General features: G+C 75.4%; 6 protein-coding genes. 5 read left to right on the top strand and 1 reads right to left on the bottom strand.

Features of this window, described 5'->3' with window-relative positions; translation table 11 throughout:
- Nucleotides 1-51 precede the first annotated feature (51 nt).
- From ACFWEG_RS12320 to ACFWEG_RS12310, 3 genes are all read left to right on the top strand, one after another.
- The gene (locus ACFWEG_RS12320) at nt 52-813 is read left to right on the top strand and encodes a (Fe-S)-binding protein (RefSeq protein WP_387212815.1); all 762 of its coding nucleotides are present in this window, start codon (nt 52-54) and stop codon (nt 811-813) included.
- The gene (locus ACFWEG_RS12315) at nt 810-2,348 is read left to right on the top strand and encodes a lactate utilization protein B (RefSeq protein WP_387212812.1); all 1,539 of its coding nucleotides are present in this window, start codon (nt 810-812) and stop codon (nt 2,346-2,348) included. Before ACFWEG_RS12320 ends, ACFWEG_RS12315 begins: the two co-directional genes overlap by 4 nt.
- Nucleotides 2,349-2,471: 123 nt before the next feature.
- Nucleotides 2,472-3,185: a lactate utilization protein C gene (locus tag ACFWEG_RS12310; RefSeq protein ID WP_387212809.1), complete on the top strand. Its 714-nt coding sequence runs from the start codon at nt 2,472-2,474 to the stop codon at nt 3,183-3,185.
- A 4-nt stretch (nt 3,186-3,189) separates the two neighbouring features.
- Here ACFWEG_RS12310 and ACFWEG_RS12305 read toward each other — a convergent pair whose 3' ends face one another.
- Nucleotides 3,190-4,041 (bottom strand): (2Fe-2S)-binding protein, encoded by an 852-nt coding sequence (locus ACFWEG_RS12305; RefSeq protein WP_387212807.1) that lies wholly within the window; start codon nt 4,039-4,041, stop codon nt 3,190-3,192.
- Nucleotides 4,042-4,234: 193 nt separating this feature from the next.
- On the opposite strand from ACFWEG_RS12305, the gene ACFWEG_RS12300 reads away from it, so the two are divergent.
- Nucleotides 4,235-5,449, top strand: coding sequence for an acetyl-CoA carboxylase biotin carboxylase subunit family protein (locus ACFWEG_RS12300; protein WP_387212804.1), 1,215 nt, complete (start codon nt 4,235-4,237; stop codon nt 5,447-5,449).
- 203 nt (nt 5,450-5,652) lie between these two features.
- Nucleotides 5,653-7,431: an IucA/IucC family protein gene (locus ACFWEG_RS12295; RefSeq protein ID WP_387212827.1), complete on the top strand. Its 1,779-nt coding sequence runs from the start codon at nt 5,653-5,655 to the stop codon at nt 7,429-7,431.
- Nucleotides 7,432-7,695 lie beyond the last annotated feature (264 nt).

Here is a 7,695-nt window from a genome sequence, read left to right as displayed (position 1 = left end):
CGGCGGGGCCGCCCCCCACTACGCTTCTCCCGTACCGCCCACGGAGGTTCCATGCGCATCGGACTGTTCGCCACCTGCCTCGGGGACACGCTCTTCCCCGACGCGGTGAAGGCCACCGCGCTCCTCCTCGCCCGCCTCGGCCACGAGATCGTCTTCCCGCCCGGGCAGACCTGCTGCGGACAGATGCACATCAACACCGGCTACCAGCGCGAACCGCTGCCGCTGGTACGGGACTTCGCCGAGCTGTTCGCGAACGTCGACGCCGTCGTCCTGCCGTCGGGATCGTGCGCCGGGTCCGTCCGCCACCAGCACCAGCTCGTCGCCGACCGGTACGGGGACCCGCCGCTGCGGGCGGCGGTGCGGCGGGTGCGGGCGAAGACGTACGAGCTGTCGGAGCTGCTCGTCGACGTGCTCGGCGTCACGGACGTCGGGGCGTACTTCCCGCACCGGGTCACCTACCACCCGACCTGCCACGCGCTCCGGGTGCTGCGCGTGGGGGACGGGCCGCTGCGGCTGCTGCGGGCGGTCGAGGGGATCGACCTCGTCGAGCTGCCGCAGGCGGAGAGCTGCTGCGGGTTCGGAGGGACGTTCGCGCTGAAGAACGCCGACACCTCGGCGGCGATGCTGGCGGACAAGACGGCGGCCGTCCTTGCGACCGGGGCGGGGGTGTGCACCGCCGGGGACGCCTCCTGCCTGCTGCACATCGGGGGCGGGCTCAGCCGGCGGGACGCGCCCGTCCGCACGCTCCACCTCGCGCAGATCCTCGCCGCGACCCGCACGGCACCGCACACCTTCGCGGAGGCACACCCATGAGCACCTTCCTCGGGATGCCGACCCCGCCGCGCCCGCCGCACGGCACCGGCAACCTCCGCGGCGACCGGGCCTTCCCCCGGGCCGCCCGCGACGAGCTGCGCAACGCGCAGCTGCGCGGCAACCTGGCGAAGGCCACCGCCACCATCCGCGACAAGCGCCTCGCCGTCACCGGCGAGCTGCCCGACTGGGAGGAGCTGCGGTCGGCCGGCGCGGCGATCAAGGCGGACGCGATGCGCCGACTGCCCGATCTGCTCACGGAGTTGGAGGAGCGTGTCACCGAGCGCGGCGGCACCGTCCACTGGGCGCGGGACGCGGACGAGGCGAACGCGATCGTGGAGCGGCTGGTCAGGGCGACCGGCAGCGAGGAGGTCGTCAAGGTCAAGTCCATGGCCACCCAGGAGACCGGCCTCAACGAGCACTTGGAGGCGGCCGGGATCACCGCCGTCGAGACCGACCTCGCCGAGCTGATCGTGCAGCTCGCCGGCGACCGCCCCTCGCACATCCTCGTCCCGGCGATCCACCGCAACCGGGACGAGATCCGCGACATCTTCCTGCGCGGCATCCCCGGCGTCGACCCGGACCTCGGCAACGACCCCGCCCGGCTCGCCGCCGCCGCGCGGGCCCACTTGCGGCACAAGTTCCTGACCACCCCCGTCGCCGTCTCCGGTGCGAACTTCGCGATCGCCGAGACCGGCACGCTCGCCGTGGTCGAGTCCGAGGGCAACGGGCGGATGTGCCTGACCCTCCCGGACACGCTGATCACCGTCATGGGCATCGAGAAGGTGCTGCCGCGCTTCGCCGACCTGGAGGTCTTCCTCCAGCTCCTGCCGCGCTCGTCCACGGGGGAGCGGATGAACCCGTACACCTCGCTGTGGACCGGGGTCACGCCCGGCGACGGCCCGCGGGCCTTCCACCTCGTCCTGCTCGACAACGGCCGCACCGCCGCCCTCGCCGACCCCGTCGGCCGGGAGGCGCTGCACTGCATCCGCTGCTCGGCCTGCCTCAACGTCTGCCCGGTCTACGAGCGGACCGGCGGGCACGCGTACGGCTCCGTCTACCCCGGCCCGATCGGCGCGGTCCTCACCCCGCAGCTCGCCGGGATGCACACCGGCCCCGACGACCCCAACGCGTCGCTCCCGTACGCCTCGACGCTCTGCGGCGCGTGCTACGACGCGTGTCCGGTGAAGATCGACATCCCGTCCCTGCTCGTCGAGCTCCGCCACCAGCACACGGAGCGGACCGGGCGCGGGAGCCCGGAGAAGCTGGCGATGCGGGCGGCCGCGGCGGTCATGGGCAGGCCCCGGCTCTACCGGGCCGCGCAGAAGGCGGCCGGCCTCGGCGGACGGCTCGCGGCCGGACGCGACGCGACGCTCCGCCGGCTGCCCCCGCCGCTCGCCGGCTGGAGCGCCGCCCGGGACACCCCCGCGCCCCCGCAGCAGACCTTCCGCGCCTGGTTCGCCTCCCCGGAGGGTGAGGCAGCGCTGCGCGAGGCGGCGGACCGAGGCCCGCACGGCGAAAGGGCGGAGGAGCGGTGACCGCCTGCGCCCGCGCCGCCGTCCCCGCCCGTGGGCGCGGGCGCGCGGCCTCGGCGGGGCACTGGAGCGGGGGCCTGACGGCCGGCCCCGGACCGTACCGACGAGCACGACGTGGAGGCCCGCGTGACGGACGCGCGTGACGAGATCCTGACCCGGGTACGGACGGCCCTCGCGCCGGGCGCGTCAAAGGTCGCACCGGCCGCGGACGGTGACGCCGGCGGGGGCGCGCCCCGGGAGGGCGGGGGCGCTGCTGCACACGCCGCCCGCATCGCCCCGCGGGGCTACCGCACGGGCCGCACGCTGTCCGCCGAGGAGCGGCTCGCGCTGTTCTCCGAGCGGGTGCGGGACTACCGGGCCGAGCTGCGGACGTGTGCGGCCGCGCGGACGGCCGAGGCCGTCGCCGAGGTGCTGCGCGGCCACGGGGCGCGCAGGGTGGGGGTGCCCGCCGGGCTGGACGCCGGGTGGCTCGCCGGATTTCTCGACGAAGGGGCGGAGGTGGTGACGGACGGCGTGGAGGTGCCCGTCGCTGTCCTCGACACCCTGGACGCCGTGGTCACCGCCTCCGCGGCCGCCTGCGCCGAGACCGGCACGGTGTTCCTCGACGGCTCGTCCGACCAGGGACGCCGGGCCCTCACCCTCGTCCCCGACCTGCACGTGTGCGTGGTCGACCTCTCCGCGGTCGAGCCCGGCGTCCCCGAGGCGCTTGCGCGCCTGGTCCCCACCCGGCCGATCACGATGATCAGCGGTCCGTCGGCCACGTCCGACATCGAGCTCGAACGGGTCGAGGGCGTCCACGGCCCCCGCACGCTGGTGGTGGTGGTCCGCACGGACCTGTGACGGTTCATCCCGGCGCGGTGAGGCGGACCGCGCGTTCGCGGTCGCAGACGCGGGGGCAGGTGCCGCACGCCTCGTCGGCGCGGATCTTGTAGTAGAGGCAGCAGCCGACGCGGGTGCGGGTGAGGTGGGTGCGGCCGTCGGCGGAGTGCAGGCGGCGGAAGTCCGCGCCGCCGGGGAAGGGGGCGAGCGGGCGGGGGAGCAGGGCGGTGGCCTCCCGTACGGACCGCTCCTCCTCGCCCCGCATCCGGCCGAGGTACCAGAGCCCGGAGACCAGGTCGTCCCCGGCCATCCCCCACAACACCCGCTCGGAGCGGCGCAGTCGGGGCGCGAGTCCCTCGACCAGCGGCCGCGCGTGACGGGTGGCGGCGTCCCGCACCTCAGCGCGCAGGGCCTCCTCGTCGGCGACGACCCGCACCCCGGGCGACCCGGCCGCCGGGTCCCCGGGCAGGCATACGAAACCGGACGGCTCCACGGCGAGTTCAGCGGTCGCCATCTCGAAGTGCACAGCGTTCGACCGGAGTTGCGGCACCCGGCGGGCCAGGTACCACGGCCCGCTCAGCACCAGGAACACCGACCACAGGTAGTGGTGCAGCGCCCGCGACCCGGCGACGGCCGGGCGCGCGGCATAGCCGTGCGCGGCGGCGATCCGCCCGGTCTCCGCCGCGACGAACCGGTCCAGCAGGGCAGGCTCGGCAACCCATCGCGCTCCGTCGACCCACCCCTCACCGGGACCACCCGGACGGGTGACGCTCACCCGCAGGGCCGGACAGTACGCGAGGAGCCGCTCGTACGTCCCCACCAGCGACGAGGCGTGCGGGGCGCCGTCGACGGACGCGGTCGGTGCCGGGTAGGGCACGACGGACTCCCTCCAACATCGTTGAACCTTAGGCTAGGCTCACCTTAGTCGGCATCCGGTGGTGGAATGTGCCACGGGTAGGCCATCTGGACTCGTGTCGGGGGGACTTGACACCCTCGAAGGGCCCGCCCGACCCCGCGTCACCCGCCGTATGCCGTCCGTTCCCACTCCGGCCCGGAAGGGGCTCCCGTCCGTGCGGATGTACCTGATCGCGCTCAACCCGACCGACTCGGTCACCGAGGGCTTCCTCCCGGCCGCGCACGCGCTCGGCCTCGACGTGACCCTGCTGACCGACCGCGCCGAGCCGCACCGGCGCGCGGTGGAGGCGGCGGGGCGGGACGCGGTGGGGGACATCGAGATCCTGGAGTGCGACGTCCGCGACCACCACGCCCTGATCACCCGTGTCGCCACCCATCACCGGCCCGACGCGGTCTTCACCAACAGCGACCACCTCCAGGCCCCGGCGGCCCTCGCGGCGGCCTACTTCGGCCTTCCGGGGAAGGACTGGCGCGCCGCCCTGCGCACCAAGGACAAGGCCGAGACGCGCCGCCACCTCGCGGCGGCCGGCCTCGACGCCGTCCGGTCCGTCGAACTCGCCGCCGGCCAGGACCCCGAGGGGCTGCTCGACCGCCCGGTGCCGTACCCGTGCGTGGTGAAACCCCGGGAGGGGGTGGCCAGCGAGGACGTGGTCATCGTCGCCGCACCGGACGAACTCCTCGCGCGCTGCCGGGAGATCCAGGCGCGACGGCCGGGCGCGGCGCTGGTCGCGGAGGAGTACCTGCCCGGCGAGCTGCACACACTGGAGACCCTGGGCGACGGCCGGCGGCTGCACGTCGTCGGCGGGTTCCGTACCCGGCTGTCTCCGCCGCCGTACTTCGTCGAGACGCGCATGACGTACGTGCCCCGCCACCCCGACCCGGTCACCGCGCAGGTGCTCGCCCAACTCGACTGCCTCGGGGTCGGGTTCGGGGCGAGCCACACCGAGTTCGTCGTCCACGACGGGCGCGCCCGGATCATCGAGGTCAACTACCGGGCGGTCGGCGACCAGGGCGACCTGCTGCTCCGCGACCTGCTCGGCTTCCCCCTCTTCGAGCACGTCCTCCGCACCCACCTGGGCGAACCGCTCCCCGACCACCTCCGCCTCCGCCGCGACGCCGCCGCCCGCGTCGACTACGTCTGCGCCCCCACCGCCGGCACCCTCGCCGCTGCCCCCGCCCCCGCCGACCTCACCGCGGACGGCGTCCGCCTCGCCTACCGTCCCCTGCGGGCCACCGGCACCCGCCACCCCCTCCACCACACCAACCGCGACTACGTCGGCGTCCTGCGCACCACCGGCCCCGACCAGCCCTCCGTCGACCGGGCCGCGGACGCCTTCCTCGCCACGCGGCGCTGGGAGTTCACGCCGTGACGCCGGCGGACGGGACCACGCGCCCGGCTGCGCGGCGGTCGGCCGCGCGCGAGGCGACGGCAGCGCGGGCGGACGGACCGGTTGCGGACGGACCGGTTGCGGGCGCGCCGAGGGAGGGTGCGCCGGGTTCGTATCAGCCGCACCGCCCCCGCACGGAACCCCCCGCCCCGCCGCGCGGCGACCCTGCCGAGGCCGCCCTCCTCCTGCGCGTCCTGAGCGCGTTCCTCCGCGAGGACGTCGCCGGCCTCCGCACCCGCACCACCCCCCTCGACCTCCCCGACGGCCGCTGGCTCCGCCTCCCGCCGCCGGAGGGGGGACCGGGCGACCCGGTGGACGGGAGCGGCGCCGCGTGCGGTGGGACGCACGGCGGCGCACGCGATCGCCGCGCCACCTCGCCCACGCTGCTGCTGCCCGTCGCCGCCGACGGCTTCCAGGCGGTGTACGCCGCCCGACTCCCGCTGCTGCGACGGGAGTGCGACGGGTGCGACCTGACCACCACCGACGCCGTACTCGCCGCGCTGCGGGACCACACCGACCCCGTCGACCGGGCCGGGTTCGAGGACTTCGCCGAGGAGTGCCGGCAGACGCTCGCGACGATGCGGCTCCACGAGGAGACGCGCGGCGAGGTGCTGGACGGGCTGGTCGCACGGTACGGTCCGACGCCGGCGGACTGGACCGGGCCGGACGGCGGGCTCGCGTTCGACACCCTCGCCGCACGTCACGACCACCCGGTGTACCCCACGGCGCGCGGGCGGGCCGGTCTGCTCCGGGCGCAACTGTGTTGCCAAGCACCCGAGTTCCACCCTCGTTTTGCGCTGCGCTGGCTCGCCGTCCCCCGGGACGCGGTCACGTCGTCGGACGGCCCCGCGACCGTGCTGCCCGCCGCCTGGCCCACCCCGACCGCACTCGGTCTGGACGGCCTCGACGACACCCATGTCGCCCTTCCCGTCCACCCGTCGACCGTCGGCGCTCCCCTCCGCGAGGCCCTGCGCGCCACCGGTCTCACCGACCGCGCCCACCTCGCCGACCGCCCCTACCTCGACGTCGTCCCGACCCTGTCCATGCGCACGGTGGCCGTCGCCGCGGACCCCACCCTCCACCTCAAGCTCCCGCTCGCCACCGCCACCCTCGGCCGCCTCAACCGCCGCACGATCAAACCCGGCACGCTCGCCGACGGCGCGACGGGCCAGCGCCTGCTCGCCGCCGTCATCGACCGCGAGCCCCGCTTCCGCGACACCGTCCTCCTCGCGGACGAGACGACGTACGCGCAGGTCGGCCACGAGCTCCTCGCCGTCCTCTGCCGCCGTCTGCCCGCCGGGCTCGACGCGTCCCTCGTCGTCCCGCTCGCCGCGCTGCCCGCCGAGGCGCCCGACGGCCGGCTCGTCCTCGACCACCTCGCCGAACGCTTCCACGCCGGCGACCCCGTCGCGCTCCTCGACGACCTCCTGCGTCTCCTCCTCGACCTCCAGACCACGCTGTTCGCGTACGGCGTCGCCCTGGAGTCGCATCAGCAGAACGTCTCCCTGCTGCTGGTCTCCGACGCGCCTCCGCGCCTCCTCCTGAAGGACAACGACGGGCCGCGCGTGCACCGGCACCGGGTACGGGAGCGACTCGGCCCGCACGCGCCGCTCGGCTTCGACGACCCGCGCGTCCTCGTCGACGACGACCGCGCTCTGACCGACCTGTTCACGACCGTCACCGTCCACCTGTGCGCCGGCGCGTTCGCCTTCGACCTCGCCCGCCGTGGTTGCGCGCCGCGTTCCGTTCTGCTCGGGCTGGTCCGCGCCCGCCTCGAAGAGGCGCTCGCGCGGCTCGACGCCGCGTCGGCCGCGGTGCTTCGTGCGCGTGTGCTCGATGCGCCCCACCTGCCCGTCAAGGCGATGGTCACCGCAGGCACCCTGCTTTCGAAGGTGCGCTCCGGTGCGGTCGATATCAACAAGTACTACACCACCGGGCCCAACTACCTCCTGCCGTGCGCATGAGGTCCGGGCGGCTGCGGGTTCCGGTGCGCCGTTGTGCGGCAGGTCTCAGCGAGGTTCCGCCGTGGTGGGGCGGGCACCGGGGTGGGGGTTCGCCGGTGCGCGGCTGGGGCGGAGTGTGGCTTCGCCGCTGCGCGGCTGGGGCGGAGTGTGGCTTCGCCGCTGCGCGGCTTTGGGGGTCGAGAGCGGGGGGTTGCGCCGCTGCGCGGCGTGCCCAGTGTGTCCTGCCGCTGCGCGGCAGGCGCGGCGCACCGCTGTGCGTGTGCG

This window comes from Streptomyces sp. NPDC060194 (assembly GCF_042728285.1).
In the GTDB taxonomy this organism is placed as follows: Bacteria; Actinomycetota; Actinomycetes; order Streptomycetales; family Streptomycetaceae; genus Streptomyces.
Note: the sequence above shows the minus strand (reverse complement) of the source record. Positions and strands in the feature narration are given on the sequence as shown.